Below are 16,832 nucleotides of genomic sequence, written 5' to 3' on the forward strand. Positions count from 1 at the left end.
CCGGCGGTGCTGGATGCTTTGCCGGACCAGGACGCCTGGGCCGACCGCAAGCAGTTCGTCACTGTCGGCGATCTCGACATCGCCTATGTCGAGGTATCGGGCGCCGAGCCGACGCTGCTGTTGGTGCACGGCTTCACCGACACCAGCCGTAGTTTTTCGCTTCTGGCGCCGCATCTGGCCGGCCGCCGGCTGATCATGCCGGATCTGCGCGGCCACGGCGCCTCTCAAGCGGGCATGGGCTGTGGCATCGCCGATTTCGCCGACGATATTGCCGGGCTGATTCTGCGCTTGCGGCTCGACCGGCCGGTCGTCGTCGGCCATTCGCTGGGCGCCATGGTGGCTATCGCATTGGCCGGGCGACACAAGGAGCTGATCGGCGGCTTGGTGGTCCTGGCCGGCACGTTGAAGCCCGACTTCGCGCCGGACCACCCGCTGGTCGCCGGCGTTCAGGCCTTGCGCGACCCGATATCGCCGGCCGATCCGTTCTATGCCTGGTGGCATGCCTGCCGGCCCGGCGTGCCCCCAGCCTTTCTCGCCGGCCTGGCGAAAGATGCCTCGGCGATGCCGGCGCCGCGCTGGCGCGCGATCCTGAAGGAAATCCGCCGCGCCGATCTGGCCGACGCGGCGCGAGCGGTGCGGGCTCGGACGCTGATCATCGCCGGTGCGTGCGACCCGCTGTTCGGCGAGGCGCACCAGCAAGCGTTGCAGTCCGCTCTTCCCGAAGCTGTCTTTGTCCGCGCCGAGAGCTGTGGCCACAACCCGCATTGGGAAGATCCGGCCCTTGTCGCGAAGGCCATCATCGAGGCATTTGAAGTCTAACGCCCGACCAGCGATTGCGACGTGGGCGACAGCCGCAAAGTCTCCGTTGGTTTGGTCAGGCCGAGCTGCGCGGCCTCCCAAAAGCCCTGCCATGCCGGTGAGGCAGCGAGAGCGGCTTTGTGGCGGGCATGCGTCTCTGCGCTGTCGAAGCCGGTGACGGACATGAAGACGTTTTCATCAGCCCGTATCGGCAGGCGCGGAAAACTGTTTTCGGCATGCTCCGTAACCAAAGTGGCGAGCAGGCGTGCGCCTTGTGCCGTCATCAGCGGCGCTATTTCGGCTTCGAAGCGATGGGCGAAGTCAGCCTCCGTGCCGCGCTGCAAATGATGAATCTCGATGACAACGATGCCAGTCAGCGGCTTGTTTTGAAAGGGCTTTTCGTCGGTGGCCAGACTTGGCCGTTGCGCGCCCGCGAGGTCGAAGCCGGCACCCGGCCACGCCGGCTTCAGCAGCAGCACGTCGTCGGAATCGATCATTGTTGCGTTGGCCGCATCGCGGTGCGCCGCCCAGACCGGCCCGCCATAGAAATCGGTGAGAGCATTTTTCCGCGCATCCATGCCATCGAAGCCGCGCATCCAGACGAACATGTCCGGCCGATCGAGATCCCGGAACTGGCCGATGATGGTCATGCCGGCGTCCTCCTGGCCCTCGATCAGTCCGCCGTCGAAGATGTCGATGAGCGTGTCGCGCTGGCCGGGATTCAGCGTGTATTGCCGCAACTCGACGGCAGGCGAGGCGAGTGCCGCGGGTTTCGGCGCGACGTTCTGGGGCAGGTTCATCCGGCACTCTCCTTAAAACAGGGTGATCGTCCTGTTTTAAAAACAGACCGGTTGTCCTGTTTTGTCAATATGCTAAAGTTCGATGATGTCAGCAGAGATGACCGTCCAGCCAAAACCGAGCCCACGAAAACGCATCAACGATCCTGAAGGCATGCGCAAGAAAGTGCTCGATGTCGCCGAGGACGCGTTCCAGGCGCGCGGCTATCACGCCTCCAGCATCGGCGACCTGATGGCGGCGGCGGGCGTCAGCGGCGGCGCGCTGCACCACCATTTCCCGACCAAGAAGGCGCTGGCGCTGGCGGTGATCGACGAGCGTGTGGCGGCAGCGGTCGAAGAGACATGGATCGCGCCGGTGCTGGTGGCCAACACAGCACGTGAAGGCGTGCGCGCGGTGTTCGAGGCCGTGGCGGCGGAACTGGAGCAGCAGGGTTTCGTGCGCGGCTGCCCGCTCAACAATCTGGCGCATGAACTGTCGCTTGCCGATCCGGATTTCCGCCTTGCCCTTGCCGGTATTTTTGCCGGGTGGCGGCGCGCGATTTCCGACAAGCTGCGAGCCGACCAGCAGGCGGGCAGGGAGGAGGGCACGGATCCCGAGCGCTTCGCCGCGCTGGCGGTCGCCGCCTATTCCGGGGCGATGTCGATGGCCAAGACGGCGCAGGATGCGAGCGTGCTGCGGGATTGCCTGGCAGGACTGGAGCGGAGCGCGCTGTCGCCTTCGCAGGGCGGATTGGCAGCCAGGCGCCGCCGCAGGGTGCTGCTACGACCAAGAACCCTTTGATACCGCAGCGACGAGGGATTTCGACGCGGCCGCTTTGACGTTGCGGCGCTACCGAGCGAGCGGCGGCGGTGTCGATGCGCGGTGACGGCAACTGGACGGCAGGGGGCCGCCTGTGCTGAATTTCGCGCATGATGACTCGCTTGCCGATCCACTCGATTTCCCGGCGCAGCCTGCTGAAGCAGATGGCAGGATTTGCCGCGGCCGGCGCATTTTCGCGTCCGGCATTCAGCCAGACCGGCCAGCGCGTCCAGTCCATCGACGCTACCTTCCTGTTCATCGCCGATGTCCATGCCTGCCGCATGGCGAGCGGGTTGAGCCCCAACTGCCTGCAGGAAGGCAAGACCGACGCCGCGCTGCTGCGCAACGTGGCAGCGCTCAACGGTCTTGGCGACAAGGACTGGCCGGTCGAGATCAACGGCGTCGCCACCGGCCTGCGCTCGGCCGGCAGCCGCATCGGCACGCCGCTCGGCCTCGTCGTCGGCGGTGACATGACCGATGACGGCGGCGGCCAGATTACGCAGCCGAGCGAGGGCACCCAACTGCTCCAGTTCAGTCAGCGCTACCAGCAGGGCGTCGGCCCGGATCGCGTGCACATGCCGGTCTATGTCGGGCTCGGCAACCATGATCTCGACCAGAACGGGCCGCCGCACCATGTCGACTGGTACCGACGCGAACTGCGCGACTATGTCGAGGTCAACCATCGCGCCGGCGTGTTCTTCAAGCCGCCAGTGCCGGCCACCGACTATGATGTCGACACCGACTGCTATTCCTGGGACTGGGACGGCCTGCATCTGATCCAGACGCATCGTTTCGCCGGCGACACTGGCCATGGCGCCGAGAGCAGCCTGCCATGGCTGAAGCAGGATCTGGCGACCTATGCGGCGGACGGCCGTCCGGTCATTCTGTTCCAGCACTATGGTTGGGACATTTTCTCGATAGAACGCTGGGATGCCGCCAAAAGGCACTTCGACGATGACGGCGCTGGCGCGCCGCATTGGTGGAGCGAGGCCGACCGGCAGGCGCTTCTGGCGGCGCTCAAGGGCTACAATGTCGTCGGCATCTTCCATGGCCACCAGCACGAAACGCCGCTGATCTATCGCCGTGACGGGCTCGATCTGTTCAAACCGAAGGCCGCCTATATGGGCGGTTTCGCACTGGCCAGGGTGACTAGCGACGGCATGGATGTGGTGCTGGGCGAGGCGACCGGTGATCATGGCGAGGTCGCCTTCACCTATGCTTTCAGCAAAGGCTGGAGCACATGAAAAAGGCGGCCCTCGCGACCGCCTTTCCCCAATAAAAGAGCGTTCTCGATGTCGGATCAGAGCGCCTTCTTGACCTTGTCCTTCACGTCGCCATAGGCCTTCTGCACCTTGCCGGCGATCTTGTCGGCGGTGCCTTCAGCCTGGGTCTGCCTGTTGCCGGTTGCCTTGCCGGCGGCTTGCTTGACCGAGCCCTTGACCTGCTTGGCCACGCCCGCGACCTGATCCTTGTTCACCATTTTTCGCATCTCCTGGGAGTTCATTCGCCGACAGGAACGGGCCCGAACCTGTTAGGTTCCGAATACCCGCAATTCGCCGCCGCGCGGCTGGTTGCCTAAGGCAGAGCAATGCAGGTAGGTTCTGGCGGGCCGGATTTGAGGGCTGCCGGGGTATTCGATGCGTTTTCGTCTTGCCTTTGCGGTCGTGCTCTCTCTGCTGGCGGCCGGCTGCGTCGCCGACGATGTCGGGCCGATCAACGTTTTGACATCTGAAGCAGGTCCCCCTTCGCCGACCTTCATTCCCGATCCCGGCGACGATGGCTCGACAGTTGTTGGCCTCGCCTTCTCCGGCGGCGGCACAAGGGCCGCTGCCTTTTCCTATGGCGTGTTGCGAGCGCTGGACGACATCGTTATCGACGAGCAGCCTCATCGGCGCACACTGGTTGACGACGTCAGGATGATCTCCGGCGCCTCCGGCGGCGCCGTCACCGCCGCCTATTTCGGCTACAGGGGCAAGGACGGCTACCGGGATTTTCGCGAACGCTTCCTGATCCAGGATGCGGAAGCCAATCTCAGGAAATCACTGTCGCCGCTCAACCTCGTGCGCGCCTACAATGGCGGCGTCAATGACCGCAGCGGCTTTGCCAAATGGCTGAACGATCATCTCTTCGATGGCGCGACATTCCTGGCTTTCCGCAAGCCGGACCGGCCCATTGTCTGGATCAACGCATCCGACATCTACAACCGCACACCGTTCCTGTTCAGCTACGACACCTTCGCGGCGCTGTGCAGCGACCTCGAGAAGGTCCGGCTCGCCGACGCCGTTGCGGCTTCCGCCGCGGTTCCTGTCGTCTTCGCGCCGATCGTCGTCTCAGCCACCAGCCCGCATTGCGGCTACCACAGGCCGCCTTGGCTGGAGCGCGCATTGGCCGACCGCAACGCCTCGATCAGGCTCCGGGCCTATGCCAGCGCGCTCGATTCTTATCAGAATGCCGACCCGCTTGACTATGTGAAGCTGCTCGACGGTGGCCTGACGGATAATATCGGCGTCACCGGCTTTACCATCGAGCGCTCCGCCGCCGGCACGCCCTACGGCCCGCTGTCGCCGGTCGCCGCGGTCCGGCTCCGGACGTTGCTGTTCATCATCGCCGACGCCGGCAGCGACAGCGATGTGTCGTGGGGCAAATCCCTGCATGGGCCCAAGATTGGTGAGTTGCTCGACGCGGTGACCAGCACCACGCTGGCCTCGTCGGTGCGCGACGAAGTCGATGCGCTGACGCTTGCCGTCTCACAGTGGCAAGACGAACTGGTGCGCTACCGCTGCGGGCTGCCGGCCTCGACGGTCGCCGCCTATCGCGGTTCGGCTGGTGGCTGGAATTGCCGCGATGTCCAGCTGGTGGTCCAGCATCTCTCCTTCGCCGACCTTGATCCGGCGATGCAGGTCAAGCTCAATGTCATTCCGACCCGGCTAAGGCTGCCGGTCGAACAGGTCGACCTCACCATCGCCGCCGGCCAACAGGCGCTGCTCGTCAATGCCGCAATCGGCAAGGCGGTTGCCGCCATCCGCGCCCATGCCGGTGTTTCGACAGAGATGGCCGCAGCGCAGGCAAACTGAGTACCGGCTGGATCAGCGCATCGCCGCCGAAAACGCTTTGCCGCCGCAAGGCGCTGTGGCTAGTGTGGCGAAATTCCAGGGAGGCCTTCTTGGCTGAATTCACACTCTTCATCGGCAACAAGTGCTTCTCGTCATGGTCGCTCCGGCCATGGGTGGCGATGAGACATCTGGAGATCCCGTTCGAGGAGGGTTTCGTGCGGCTGCGCACGCCTGAGACCTTTGCCAATCTGGCGAAAGTGTCGCCGACCGGCCAGGTGCCCGTCTTGAATCACAATGGCAAGATCATCTGGGAAACCCTTGCCATCCTTGAATATCTGGCTGACCTGTTTCCGGAAAAAAATCTCTGGCCGGCCGATATCGACGCCCGCGCACTGGCGCGCTCTGCCGCGACCGAGATGCATTCCGGTTTCCGTGAAGTTCGCTACGGCTGGCCGATGAATTTGCGTAGGCCGAAGGGCCATAAGCCGCTCGATGCCGAAGGCGAGGCGCAACGCGAGCGCATCGAGGCGTTGTGGCGCGAGTGCCGGGAAAAATACGGCAAGGGCGGTCCGTTCCTGTTTGGCCATTTCACCGCGGCCGACGCCATGTATGCACCGGTCGTGACCCGCTTCGACACCTATGGCGGCACGCTTGCGCCGGATACGCGAGCCTATGTCGATGCCGTGCTGGCAACGCCGGCGATGCGGCACTGGTATGCCGAGGCGGCCAAGGAGACGTGGCCGGAACCCGGCCCGGACGAATAGGTGATCCAAACGAAAACGCCCCTCGCACCTTTTATCGTGCGGGGGGCGTCTTTGCCATCAACCTTTCTTCGATTGCTCTCATGAATTGCTGATGACACGGAATAAATGCGCGTTTGCGCAGATGGTTCCCGGATGCCGCGAAATTTTTTTGAGTTGGCGCAAGCGCGCCGTTTGGCGTCCGATTTGCCGTCATGCCAGGTGTTTTGGCCAGGTGTTTTGGGAGAATTGCGCAGGTGTGGCGGATGCAGATTTGACAGCGCGCCAAAAGAAGCCTAAAAGCATTTCGTCGATATTTGTTTGACTGACTTTTGTTATCCGCGCTTTCGAGCGCGCCTTTGACGAACTTCCCACATCAAAAATCGGGACAAACGACGTTGTGCATCCGCATGGCGTCGAACGAATATTTGCCATGGAAAGGGTTCGTCATGAGCACCGGCACAGTTAAATGGTTCAACGCCACCAAAGGTTTTGGTTTTATTCAGCCTGACGACGGCTCCGCCGACGTTTTTGTCCACATCTCGGCCGTAGAGCGCGCCGGTATGCGCGACATCGTCGAGGGCCAGAAGCTCGGCTACGAGATGGTCCGCGACAACAAGTCAGGCAAGATGTCCGCCGACCAGTTGAAGGCGGCCTGAAAAAAGAATTCAGCTCTCCCGGTGACCACGGATGTACTGGCACCGGTGAGTGGCGAATTCGGGCGCATGGCCGCGGAGACCTGAGTTTCCACGGCATCTCATGCGCATGAGAGGAGCGTGCCTTGTGCATCCGTCTGGATGCACGGCGTTCTCTTACGGAAGGTCAGGCGGTGCCTGGCCTTTTTCATTTTGCGCGTCTTGCCGCCGAAATTGCGCTGCGCGCTGGCCTGGACGTGCTAAGGGACGCTCCAGCAATTTGAATTCGCTGCCGTATTTGCTTTGTGCGTCGTCTTGACCGAAGACCCGGTCTCGCTCCATCGGCACAGGCTCCTGACAGGAGAAAGATTTTGACCGCTCATTCGAAGACAGTCGAACAGGCCGTGTCCTTGTTCAGCAAGACGCAGACCCAGTCGATGTCACTCAACCGCATCAATTCCGAACGCGATGCCGTCAGCGAGGCGCGGGAAGCCAAGACCGCGCGCCTGCGTGAACAGCGCCTGGAGAAGGAGGCCGACGAGTTGGCCGCCGCCGCGGCGCTGGCCGCTTTGCCGAAGCGAGCCGGAAGACGCTGATGGCTACCAAGCGCGTGCCTCCGAAACTGATCGCCGCCGACTCGACCATCGCCGACGTGGTCGAAGGCCTCAACAAGCCGGTCGAATATGTGCGCCGGGTGCTGGAGAAGCTGGAGCGCTGCAAGCGCGCCCATGGCGATGCCCAGGTGCGGCTCGGTGTGCGTGGTCGCGCCGAATGCCCGAACTACTTGATTGAATATGTCCGCGAAGACGCCAAGACCCATGAGCGCGTGACGCATCAGGACGCCGCCTACAGCGGCAGCACGCATCGCGAGCTGGCAGTGCACCACATCGCGGAAGTCAGAAACTGGTCGCCCGAGGAAATGAACATCACGGCGGTTTCGGCGCTGATCGGCCGCCTGCGCAATCCGCGCGCACCATCATCGCGCTTCGTCGACGAGGACTGACATGGCCATAAAATTCTCCGCCAAGGACCAGCCGGCAGCCCCGGCTGCCGCCGCAAAACCGACCAAGCCGGTTGCCGCGCCGAAAGGCGACGGGGCCGCCGAGACTGCGACCGATTTGTTCAAGTCGCCGGCCGAAGCGTCGTCGCGCAAGGCGGGCAAGAAGAAATGACAGGCAAGAAGAAATAGCGCCTTGCCGCAAGACACCGATCGCAATCCTGCCGCGCCGGGGCTGTCTGCCCTGGTGACCGCTGCAAGCCTTTTGTCGCAACGCAGCACCGCTGCTCTGTTCGACTGCCAGAGCTGCGGCGCCTGCTGCTCTTATTCGGCCGAGTGGCCACGCTTTTCCACCGAGGATGACGCGCAGCTCGACCGTATCCCGGAGAAATATGTAGCGGCCAATCTGTCCGGCATGCGCTGCGAGGGCGTGCGTTGCTCGGCGTTGTCCGGCGAAATCGGCAAGTCGACCGCTTGCGGCATCTATGATGTCCGCCCGGATGTCTGCCGCGCCTGCATGCCTGGTGACGACGATTGCCTGATGGCACGCCGGGCGCACGGATTGCCGACAGCTTAGCAAGGTTTCCGGCGCTTGTGCGCATCCTCCTTGCTGGCTACGCTGCGACAGGGCAGGGCGTCGGAGGAAACCATCGTGAGCATCGAATTTCTGTTGACGTCGCTGATCGTCGTGGCTTCGCCCGGCACCGGCGTTCTTTACACGCTGAGCGCCGGCCTCTCGCGCGGCGCGCGTGCCTCTATCATCGCCGCTTTCGGCTGCACCCTCGGCATCATCCCGCATATGGCCGCCGCCATCACCGGCCTGGCGGCGCTGCTGCACACCAGTGCGGTCGCCTTCGAGACGCTGAAATATCTCGGCGTCGCCTATCTGCTCTACATGGCCTGGAACACGCTGAAGGAAAAGGGCGGCCTCAGCGTCGAGCAGGATGTGACGCCACGCTCGGCTGGCAAGGTGATTGCCACCGGCATCCTCGTCAACGTGCTCAATCCGAAACTGTCGATCTTCTTCTTCGCCTTCCTGCCGCAATTCGTCAGCACCACCGAGCCCAATGCGCTGTCGAAGATGCTGGAGCTCAGCTCCGTCTTCATGCTTTTGACCTTCGTTGTTTTCGTCGGCTACGGCATCTTCGCCGCTTCGATCCGCAGCCATGTCGTGTCGCGGCCGATGGTGCTGACCTGGATGCGCCGGACCTTCGCCGGTGCCTTCGTCATGCTCGGTGCAAAACTGGCGCTGGCGGATCGGTAGAAACCGGTTCGCGGATCCTGTCGTCTCTGCGCAAAATCCCTGCCCAGATAGTCAGAAGGCGAGCCTAATGCATGTCGCCCAAAAGTGACCTCGGTTTGGAGTGCGCCCCTAGGGGTGGACAGATCGTCCTGAGGAATTGACCATGGCTGTCGGGTTTTCGGAGAGAGAACCATGGCAAGACATCGTAGTTACAGCATCACGTTCAAGCGTCAGGTGGTGCAGGAATATCTGTCGGGCGAGACGCTGCACAGTTTGGCGAAACGGCATGACGTCACCCGCACCCTGATCCGTGTCTGGATTGGCAAGTATGAGGCAGGCGGCTTCGATGAAGATACGGCTTCTGCCACTCTGATCACGGAATATGAGGCGCGGATCGCCGCGCTTGAGCGGCTGGTCGGCAAGCAGGCTCTGGAGCTGGAGTTTCTAAAGGGGGCTCTGAAGAATGCTCCGCGGCCGAAAAGCGGGATTACATCCGCCATCATCGGCCCCCCGGCCTCTCTATCGCCGAAGGATGCCGGCTGATGGATCTGGCGCGTTCGACCTTTTATGACCGTCCGCAATGGCCGGCCGATGACACCGCTATCGTCGAGACGATGTTCGCGATCTGCGACGAATTCGAGTTTTATGGCTATCGCCGCGTGGGCGCGGCCTTGCGCCAGCAAGGCTTTGTGGTGAACCACAAGAAGATCCGCCGCCTGATGCGCGATCACGGCCTGCAACCGAAGGTCAGACGCCGGTTCGTCGCCACGACCGACAGCAATCACAACAGTCCGATCTTCCCCAATCTGGCAAAGGACATCGTCCCGACCGGTCCGAACCAACTCTGGGTCGGCGACATCACCTATGTCGCGCTGCCGGTCCGCTTCGTCTACGTCGCCATCATTCTCGATGTCTGGTCGCGCATGATCGTCGGCTACGCCATCAGCCGCGCCATCGATGCCCGCCTGACGGGCGCCGCCTTGCGCGCCGCAATCGAGCGCAGAAAGCCACCGCCAGGCTGCGTTCACCATTCCGATCGCGGCTCCCAATATGCCGCCGAGACTTACCGGCAGCTTCTCACCGGCCACGGTCTGGCCGGCTCGATGGGCCGCAAGGGCAATCCTTATGACAATGCCAAAGCGGAGAGCTTCATGAAGACCCTGAAGCTCGAGGCGGTTTATCCGATGGCGCTTGAAACCTTCGAGGAGGTTGCCGAGCACCTTCCCCACTTCATCGACCAAGTCTACAACAAACGCAGGCTCCATTCGGCGCTGGGATATCTCAGCCCGCAACAGTTCGAGGATCAACACATCCGGCAGACGGGCAAAACTGCAGCCTGATCAGTGTCCATCCCAAGGGGCGCACTCCAGTTTTGGGAAAACGACATGCATAAAAACAAAGACCTAAAGCGCGTCGCCTGAATCCGTTCAAACGCGACGCGCTTTAGCGCCCGCCTTCATCTGCTCTTCAGCTCCGGGTGAGGGCAGTCATTTGTTTGCGCCGCCGAGGGCCTTCAATTTTTCGCAGAACGGTGCGTATGGTTTGCTCATCGCAGCGTCTTGGCATTCCTTCATCATCATGGCCTGATCGTCCTTGGACATCGCTGCCCAGGCCGCCTTCATTTCATCGTCGGATTTCATCGTCTTCATGCCCGAATCGGTGAAAAACGGTTCCATCATTTTGGGCGAGTCGAGCGCCCCGGCAAACGCCGTGCCGCTGAAGACAGCCAATGCGAGTGCTCCAAAGCAGGTGGTTCTGATGTTCATCACACGAGTCCTCCCTAATGGTCTTTCTCGATCGTCGAATGGCGGTCGCGCTCGATTTTAGCACAGATTGAGATACCTTAGGAGTAACTCATATGGCTGCGATCGGGCGTCCTCGTACGTCAATATGGATTAGAGGAAGGCCTGCCGGCTCATCGCGCTGACTTGGTTCGCTGCACCTTCGGCGCCAGGCTGGCACCGGCGGATCGGTAGCGCCGGCCGGCGCTACCCCTTGACGTAGCCCATTGCTTCGACGATCCGCCCGTTGGCGACACGCATGAGGTTGACGCCGCGCAGCGAATTGCCGTCGGCCATGAAATAGCGCCAGCGGATCGTCGCCCGCTCGCCGGCGATGAAGGTTTCCTCGATATCGAAGCGCGTGCCGGCCTGGGTCGCGATTGCCGTCCAAAGCCCGACGCACGCCGCCTTGCCGGCATGACGGGCGCCGTCCGGCGCTGGCACGGTGTTTTCGATCACGCAGTCCTCAGCCACCAGCTCGGCGAGTGCCGAGGGATCATGGCGTTGGAATACGTCGTTGTAGCGCCGCATGATCTCGGCCGTTTGCCGTGACAGATCGTACGCGGTTGCATCCATGACAAGCTCCTGTGTCATCTTCTTTCTCCTGGCTTCATGGCCTTTGATGGCTTCGACGAGCGTCGCCTTGAGGATGATCTGAGACACGCCGGCAAGGGCCCGTGAGACGAGGCAGCCTGCCTTGGCGGACTGTGCAAGGCGCTCGAATTCATCTTCGGCGAGTCCCGCGACCTCTGCCTCGGTTTCGAGCTCGATGCGGGTGATTGTCGGTCCCGCAGCGGTTGCGCCAAGATGCACTTTGGCGGCCGTGCGGATGTTGCGGGCAATGTGGCCATCGCGGCCGAGGATGGCGGTCAGCGCCATCGAGAAGCAGCCGGCGTGCGCTGCGGCGATCAACTCCTCCGGATTTGTGCCCGGACCGTTTTCGAAACGCGACGGGAAGGAATAGGCGCCTTCGAAGGCGCCGCTGCCGAGCCGCAATCGGCCCGAACCTTCCTTCAGCGTGCCTTGCCACTCGGCTGAGGCTTCACGAATTGTCATTGTCGTTCTCCCTTGGTTTGAGGACTTGATGGGTCAGGCGCCGTCGATGATCACTTTCCCGAAGACGTCGCCCTGCTGGAAATAGCGGTAGGCATCGCCGGCCTCGGTGAAGGCGAAGACCCTGTCGATGACGGGCCGCAGGCGGTGCTGCGAGACGGCGCGCAGCATGGCTTCGAGATTGGTCCGGTTGCCGACGAAGAGGCGGCTGATGGTGGCGAGGCTGCGCTGGTAGAGTGCCGCCGGCAGCTGGATCGATCCGCCTTTCGCATCCTGCAGGGTCAGCAGCACGATGTGCCCGTAAAGCGTGCTGGCAATCAGCGACTGTGCGAAGGTCGCCGGGCCGCCGGTCTCGACGACGAGATCGATGCCGCCGGTCTGATCGCGAACGGTCGCACCCCATTGCGGCATATCCGATGTCGAGATCACCAGATCGGCGCCCAGCGCCCGCAGCCTGTCGGCTTTCTCGCCGCGCGAGGTGACGGCGACGACACGGCAGCCGAGCAGCTTGGCGAACTGCAGTGCAAAGAGCGAGACACCGCCCGAACCGATGACCAGAACCCATTGCCCAGGCTTCGGAATTCCGGCGCCCGTCACCGCATTCCAGGCAGTCAAGCCAGCGCAGGTCAGCGTTGCCGCCTCATGCCAGTCGAGATGATCGGGCAGCCGCACCGCCCATTGTTCGTCGAGGATCGCGTATTCGGCCAGCATGCCGTCCAGCGTGCAGCCGAGTTGGTCGATGAGTCCGGCATGGATGCCGCCGTCGATCCAGCGGGCAAAATAGCTGCCGGTGACACGGTTGCCGACGGCAAAGCGAGTGACGGCATCGCCGATGGCGACAATGTCACCGGCCCCATCGCTCAGCGGAACGACGCCTTGGCGCGGCGGCAGCGGATAGGTGCCGTTGAGGATCATCGTGTCGCGCCGGTTGAGCGAGGTGGCGCGAACGCGCACCACGATCTCATGCGGTTTCGGCTCCGGCTGCCCCTCGTCGCGCATCACCAGGCATTCGGTCCCGCCGAGCCCTTCGAGACGGTAGCTGCGCATGTCGATTCTCCTCAGAAATATGTAGACTGATCTATATATTATGTAGACCGATTGTCATATTCGATGCAAGGCCTATAGTGATTCCTGCTGACAGAGGTTGACATGGCCAACGACACCCGCACCCGCATACTCGAGACGACTGGGCTGCTGCTTAGGCAGCGCGGCTATCACGGCACTTCGCTCAACGACATATTGAGCGCCAGCGGCGCACCGCGGGGCTCGCTCTATTTCCATTTCCCCGGCGGCAAGGACCAGCTGGTCATCGAGGTGACGCGCGGCAGCGTTGCCGACGTGACGGAGAGGCTGGGCGAAGCGCTGGCTGCCGAAAAGGATCCGGCGGTGGCCGTCCATCATATCTACCAGTCGGTCGGGCGCATGCTGGAGGACAACCAGTTTTCGCTCGGCTGTCCGATCGCGCCTGTCGTGCTGGATTCGCCGACCGACGTGCCGGAACTGGCGGAGTTGTGCCGCTCGGCCTTCGAACAGTGGATAGGCCTGCTGCGGGACGCCTTCGTCAGGGCAGGGGTGCCCGAGCGCCGCGCGCATGCATTGGCGCTGCTGGTCGAATCGTCGCTGGAAGGGCTGATGGTGATCGCCCGCGCCACCCGCGACCGCGCCCCGCTACAGGCCGTGGCCGACGAGGTGGCGGCGCTGATCGAAGCGGCCGTGCTTGCCGGCGAGGTAAAGCAACGCGCGGATGCCGCCGTCTGAGAGACGTCCACAACGACCGCTGCGCAAAATAAAAAGGGCGGCATCGCTGCCGCCCTTTCAGTAAGCTTAGCCAGATTGGCTGGATTAGAAATCCATGCCGCCCATGCCGCCCATGCCGCCGCCGCCCATGCCGCCAGGCATGCCGCCGCCAGCCGACTCCTTCTTCGGAGCCTCCGCGATCATGGCTTCGGTGGTGACGAGCAGGCCGGCGACCGAGGCCGCGTCCTGGAGAGCCGTGCGAACGACCTTGACCGGATCGACGATACCCATGGCGATCATGTCGCCATATTCGCCGGTCTGGGCGTTGTAGCCGAAGGTCGCGCCCTTGTTCTCAAGGATCTTGCCGGCAACGATCGATGCTTCCGCACCGGCGTTGGCCGCAATCTGGCGGGCCGGAGCCTGCAGCGCACGACGAACGATGTTGATGCCAGCGGCCTGGTCGGCATTGGCGCCGGTGGCCTTGATGTTGGCCGAAGCGCGCAGCAGCGCGACGCCGCCGCCTGCAACGATGCCTTCTTCGACGGCCGCGCGGGTCGCGTTGAGGGCGTCATCGACGCGGTCCTTCTTTTCCTTGACTTCGACTTCCGTCGCACCGCCGACGCGGATCACCGCAACGCCGCCCGCGAGCTTCGCGAGACGTTCCTGCAGCTTCTCCTTGTCGTAGTCCGAGGTGGTCTCTTCGATCTGCTGCTTGATCTGGGCAACGCGGCCCTGGATCTCGGCCTTCTTGCCGGCGCCGTCGACGATGGTGGTGTTCTCCTTGGAGATCGACACCTTCTTGGCGCGGCCGAGCATGTTGAGGCCGACGTTCTCGAGCTTGATGCCGAGGTCTTCCGAGATGACCTGGCCACCGGTGAGGATGGCGATGTCTTCCAGCATGGCCTTGCGGCGATCACCGAAGCCCGGCGCCTTGACGGCGGCGATCTTCAGGCCACCACGCAGCTTGTTGACGACCAGCGTGGCCAGAGCCTCGCCTTCGACGTCTTCCGAGATGATGAGCAGCGGCTTCGAGGTCTGCACGACGGCTTCGAGAACCGGCAGCATGGCCTGGAGGTTGGAGAGCTTCTTCTCGTGCAGGAGGATGTAGACGTCCTCGAGCTCGGCAACCATCTTGTCGGCGTTGGTGACGAAGTAGGGCGACAGGTAGCCGCGGTCGAACTGCATGCCTTCGACGACTTCGAGTTCGGTCTCGGCGGTCTTGGCTTCTTCAACCGTGATGACGCCTTCGTTGCCGACCTTCTGCATCGCTTCCGCGATCATCTTGCCGACCGACTCGTCGCCATTGGCCGAGATCGTGCCGACCTGGGCAACTTCCTCGGAGGTCTTGATCTTCTTGGCAGCCTTGCCGAGCGCCGCGACGACTTCGGTCACGGCCAGATCGATGCCGCGCTTCAGGTCCATCGGGTTCATGCCGGCGGCAACGGCCTTGTGGCCTTCCTGGACGATCGACTGTGCCAGAACGGTTGCGGTCGTGGTGCCGTCGCCGGCGATGTCGTTGGTCTTCGAAGCAACTTCGCGGACCATCTGCGCGCCCATGTTCTCGAACTTGTCCTCAAGCTCGATTTCCTTGGCGACGGTGACGCCGTCCTTGGTGATGCGCGGGGCGCCGAACGACTTGTCGATGACGACGTTGCGGCCCTTGGGGCCGAGCGTGACCTTCACCGCGTCGGCGAGGATGTTGACGCCGCGCAGCATGCGCTCGCGGGCATCACGGGAGAATTTTACGTCTTTGGCAGCCATTTTTAGCTCCTGGCAAGGGCTTGGGGTAAGCCCGGGATTCAGTTGACGGTGAGGCCGATAATCAGCCGATGATGCCCATGATGTCGGATTCCTTCATGATCAGAAGGTCTTCGCCATTGAGCTTGACTTCGGTGCCCGACCACTTGCCGAACAGGATGCGGTCGCCAGCCTTGACGTCCAGCGGGACCAGCTTGCCAGCTTCGTCGCGAGCGCCGGAGCCGACAGCGATGATCTCGCCTTCCTGCGGCTTTTCCTTTGCCGTATCCGGGATGATGATCCCGCCGGCGGTCTTGGATTCGGATTCGACCCGGCGAACGACCACGCGGTCATGAAGCGGGCGGAACTTCGACTTTGCCATTTTTTCTTCCTCGATGAGAACGGTGAGAACAGTTCCTCCGTCCGGCGGCGCCGGACCTATGGTTAGCACTCACCAATGGAGAGTGCTAACGTGGCGCTGAAATAGGCCGCCGACCTTTGAGAGTCAAGGTGCGCGAAGACCGTGATGCGCGCGAAATTTTTCTCATGCTGCCGCACGATTTCAGAAAGCCTGGGTTGCGCGCGCCCCGGCTTGAAACGCCGTCCTGCTGTCTTCAGTGTCTTGGCGCCCGCAGCACCAACAGCGGGCATCGCTCGGCAAGCCCATAGCTCCCGGTTAAAGCGATGCGGACATCGCCAAAGAACGCTTTCGCCTCGCTCACCAGTGTCGTCGCCGGCGCGAAGCTGTAGATGGCCGGCGAGTTCCGATAGACATCGATGGTGCCGATGGTGGGCAGGTCCCAGCCCGTGCGAGCCGAAAGCTCTTCGCGGTCAGGAAACAACGCATCGAAACTTTCCGCGATCGTCCTGACCGGAATGGCATGGTCGGGCGCATCGCCCGTCGCGGTCATGGCGACGCGCCATTTGAGTTCATGGAAGGTCGAGACACCGCCCGACAGTGCAAACGCCGGCAGCGCCGCCGGGTCTTCCGGTGTTTCCGGACCGGCAAAGAGACGCAGTCCCGCGCGGCCGTCGGTGCGCAGTACGCCAGCGATTGCCGCAAACAGCGCCCGGCGCCCGGTTGAAAGGCCGAGCGCCGACAGGCAGCCGTCGCCGATCACCGCATCGACGCTTGCGTTCGACACCGGCAAGTCGAGCCAGTCGCCGTTGATTGCCTTTCGCAACGCGGTGTCGCCTGGCCAGATACCGGCGATCATGTCGGAAGATTCGTCAACGGCCGTCATCGTCGTCCCGAGCCCGGCGAGTTCCGGCGTCACGCCAAGCAGAACGACGTGCGCCTTCGAAAGGTTGAGCTCGCGCTCATAGGCCTCAACCGCTTCAGCCGGCGGCCGCAACGGTGGTCCGAGCAACTGCCAGTGCCCTCGAATGGCATTCCAATGGTCGGTCATCCACAGCCCCAAGCCGGCATTGTATTTGCAGCTATAATCGAGGACGCTAATGA

At 62.8% G+C, this 16,832-nt stretch carries 22 protein-coding genes and 1 pseudogene; 14 read left to right on the plus strand and 9 right to left on the minus strand.

Annotated elements, in window-relative coordinates; translation table 11 throughout:
- Positions 1 to 6: 6 nt before the first annotated feature.
- A complete protein-coding gene (locus EJ076_RS16980; RefSeq protein ID WP_126068659.1) occupies positions 7 to 819 on the plus strand; it encodes an alpha/beta hydrolase in 813 nt (270 codons plus the stop codon).
- On the opposite strand, the gene EJ076_RS16985 is transcribed toward EJ076_RS16980, so the two are convergent.
- Complete coding sequence (locus tag EJ076_RS16985; RefSeq protein ID WP_126068660.1) at positions 816 to 1,598, minus strand: NIPSNAP family protein; 783 nt, start codon at positions 1,596 to 1,598, stop codon at positions 816 to 818. The genes EJ076_RS16980 and EJ076_RS16985 overlap by 4 nt on opposite strands.
- 151 nt (positions 1,599 to 1,749) lie before the next feature.
- Here EJ076_RS16985 and EJ076_RS16990 point away from each other — a divergent pair, with 151 nt between their 5' ends.
- Together EJ076_RS16990 and EJ076_RS16995 are read left to right on the plus strand one after the other, a co-directional pair.
- Positions 1,750 to 2,376 (plus strand): TetR/AcrR family transcriptional regulator, encoded by a 627-nt coding sequence (locus EJ076_RS16990; protein ID WP_245463063.1) that lies wholly within the window; start codon positions 1,750 to 1,752, stop codon positions 2,374 to 2,376.
- Between the two features lie 128 nt (positions 2,377 to 2,504).
- Entirely contained in the window at positions 2,505 to 3,638 is a 1,134-nt protein-coding gene (locus tag EJ076_RS16995) for a metallophosphoesterase (protein WP_126068662.1), read from the plus strand.
- Positions 3,639 to 3,694: 56 nt separating this feature from the next.
- On the opposite strand, the gene EJ076_RS17000 is transcribed toward EJ076_RS16995, so the two are convergent.
- Positions 3,695 to 3,883 (minus strand): CsbD family protein, encoded by a 189-nt coding sequence (locus EJ076_RS17000; protein WP_164548665.1) that lies wholly within the window; start codon positions 3,881 to 3,883, stop codon positions 3,695 to 3,697.
- A gap of 148 nt (positions 3,884 to 4,031) precedes the next feature.
- On the opposite strand from EJ076_RS17000, the gene EJ076_RS17005 reads away from it, so the two are divergent.
- The 10 genes from EJ076_RS17005 to EJ076_RS17050 all read left to right on the plus strand — a co-directional run bounded on the left by EJ076_RS17005 (position 4,032) and on the right by EJ076_RS17050 (position 10,402).
- The gene (locus tag EJ076_RS17005; RefSeq protein ID WP_126068664.1) at positions 4,032 to 5,468 is read left to right on the plus strand and encodes a patatin-like phospholipase family protein; all 1,437 of its coding nucleotides are present in this window, start codon (positions 4,032 to 4,034) and stop codon (positions 5,466 to 5,468) included.
- Between the two features lie 89 nt (positions 5,469 to 5,557).
- Positions 5,558 to 6,211 (plus strand): glutathione S-transferase family protein, encoded by a 654-nt coding sequence (locus tag EJ076_RS17010; RefSeq protein ID WP_126068665.1) that lies wholly within the window; start codon positions 5,558 to 5,560, stop codon positions 6,209 to 6,211.
- A 425-nt stretch (positions 6,212 to 6,636) separates the two neighbouring features.
- Positions 6,637 to 6,846, plus strand: coding sequence for a cold-shock protein (locus EJ076_RS17015; protein WP_010915421.1), 210 nt, complete (start codon positions 6,637 to 6,639; stop codon positions 6,844 to 6,846).
- A 347-nt stretch (positions 6,847 to 7,193) separates the two neighbouring features.
- Positions 7,194 to 7,418, plus strand: coding sequence for a hypothetical protein (locus EJ076_RS17020; RefSeq protein WP_109663043.1), 225 nt, complete (start codon positions 7,194 to 7,196; stop codon positions 7,416 to 7,418).
- A complete protein-coding gene (locus EJ076_RS17025; protein WP_056593642.1) occupies positions 7,418 to 7,825 on the plus strand; it encodes a hypothetical protein in 408 nt (135 codons plus the stop codon). Before EJ076_RS17020 ends, EJ076_RS17025 begins: the two co-directional genes overlap by 1 nt.
- 1 nt (position 7,826) lies before the next feature.
- Complete coding sequence (locus tag EJ076_RS17030) at positions 7,827 to 7,994, plus strand: hypothetical protein (RefSeq protein ID WP_126068666.1); 168 nt, start codon at positions 7,827 to 7,829, stop codon at positions 7,992 to 7,994.
- A 21-nt stretch (positions 7,995 to 8,015) separates the two neighbouring features.
- The gene (locus tag EJ076_RS17035; RefSeq protein ID WP_109663045.1) at positions 8,016 to 8,396 is read left to right on the plus strand and encodes a YkgJ family cysteine cluster protein; all 381 of its coding nucleotides are present in this window, start codon (positions 8,016 to 8,018) and stop codon (positions 8,394 to 8,396) included.
- A 75-nt stretch (positions 8,397 to 8,471) separates the two neighbouring features.
- On the plus strand, positions 8,472 to 9,083 hold the full coding sequence (locus EJ076_RS17040) for a LysE family translocator (RefSeq protein WP_109663387.1): 612 nt from the start codon (positions 8,472 to 8,474) through the stop codon (positions 9,081 to 9,083).
- Positions 9,084 to 9,254: 171 nt separating this feature from the next.
- The gene (locus tag EJ076_RS17045; protein ID WP_126068667.1) at positions 9,255 to 9,605 is read left to right on the plus strand and encodes a transposase; all 351 of its coding nucleotides are present in this window, start codon (positions 9,255 to 9,257) and stop codon (positions 9,603 to 9,605) included.
- Positions 9,584 to 10,402 carry an IS3 family transposase gene (locus EJ076_RS17050; RefSeq protein ID WP_245463093.1) on the plus strand — a complete coding sequence of 273 codons (819 nt, stop codon included), beginning with the start codon at positions 9,584 to 9,586 and terminating at the stop codon, positions 10,400 to 10,402. The genes EJ076_RS17045 and EJ076_RS17050 overlap by 22 nt, the downstream gene beginning before the upstream one ends.
- A 147-nt stretch (positions 10,403 to 10,549) precedes the next feature.
- On the opposite strand, the gene EJ076_RS17055 is transcribed toward EJ076_RS17050, so the two are convergent.
- From EJ076_RS17055 to EJ076_RS17070, 4 genes and pseudogenes are all read right to left on the minus strand, one after another.
- Entirely contained in the window at positions 10,550 to 10,828 is a 279-nt protein-coding gene (locus EJ076_RS17055; RefSeq protein ID WP_109663047.1) for a hypothetical protein, read from the minus strand.
- A 222-nt stretch (positions 10,829 to 11,050) separates the two neighbouring features.
- On the minus strand, positions 11,051 to 11,437 hold the full coding sequence (locus EJ076_RS17060) for a nuclear transport factor 2 family protein (protein WP_126071076.1): 387 nt from the start codon (positions 11,435 to 11,437) through the stop codon (positions 11,051 to 11,053).
- A gap of 36 nt (positions 11,438 to 11,473) precedes the next feature.
- Positions 11,474 to 11,899, minus strand: a pseudogene (locus EJ076_RS17065) (OsmC family protein); the annotation flags it as partial.
- Positions 11,900 to 11,932: 33 nt separating this feature from the next.
- Positions 11,933 to 12,943: an NAD(P)-dependent alcohol dehydrogenase gene (locus EJ076_RS17070; RefSeq protein ID WP_126068669.1), complete on the minus strand. Its 1,011-nt coding sequence runs from the start codon at positions 12,941 to 12,943 to the stop codon at positions 11,933 to 11,935.
- A 102-nt stretch (positions 12,944 to 13,045) separates the two neighbouring features.
- Here EJ076_RS17070 and EJ076_RS17075 point away from each other — a divergent pair, with 102 nt between their 5' ends.
- On the plus strand, positions 13,046 to 13,654 hold the full coding sequence (locus EJ076_RS17075) for a TetR/AcrR family transcriptional regulator (protein ID WP_126068670.1): 609 nt from the start codon (positions 13,046 to 13,048) through the stop codon (positions 13,652 to 13,654).
- A gap of 84 nt (positions 13,655 to 13,738) precedes the next feature.
- On the opposite strand, the gene groL is transcribed toward EJ076_RS17075, so the two are convergent.
- From groL to EJ076_RS17090, 3 genes are all read right to left on the minus strand, one after another.
- Entirely contained in the window at positions 13,739 to 15,394 is a 1,656-nt protein-coding gene (groL, locus tag EJ076_RS17080) for a chaperonin GroEL (RefSeq protein WP_027042159.1), read from the minus strand.
- Between the two features lie 61 nt (positions 15,395 to 15,455).
- Entirely contained in the window at positions 15,456 to 15,752 is a 297-nt protein-coding gene (gene groES / locus EJ076_RS17085) for a co-chaperone GroES (protein WP_006203049.1), read from the minus strand.
- Between the two features lie 232 nt (positions 15,753 to 15,984).
- Entirely contained in the window at positions 15,985 to 16,779 is a 795-nt protein-coding gene (locus EJ076_RS17090; protein ID WP_109663056.1) for a class I SAM-dependent methyltransferase, read from the minus strand.
- Between the last annotated feature and the right edge of the window lie 53 nt (positions 16,780 to 16,832).

The sequence above is a fragment of the Mesorhizobium sp. M7D.F.Ca.US.005.01.1.1 genome (genome assembly GCF_003952545.1).
Lineage (GTDB): Bacteria > Pseudomonadota > Alphaproteobacteria > Rhizobiales > Rhizobiaceae > Mesorhizobium > Mesorhizobium loti.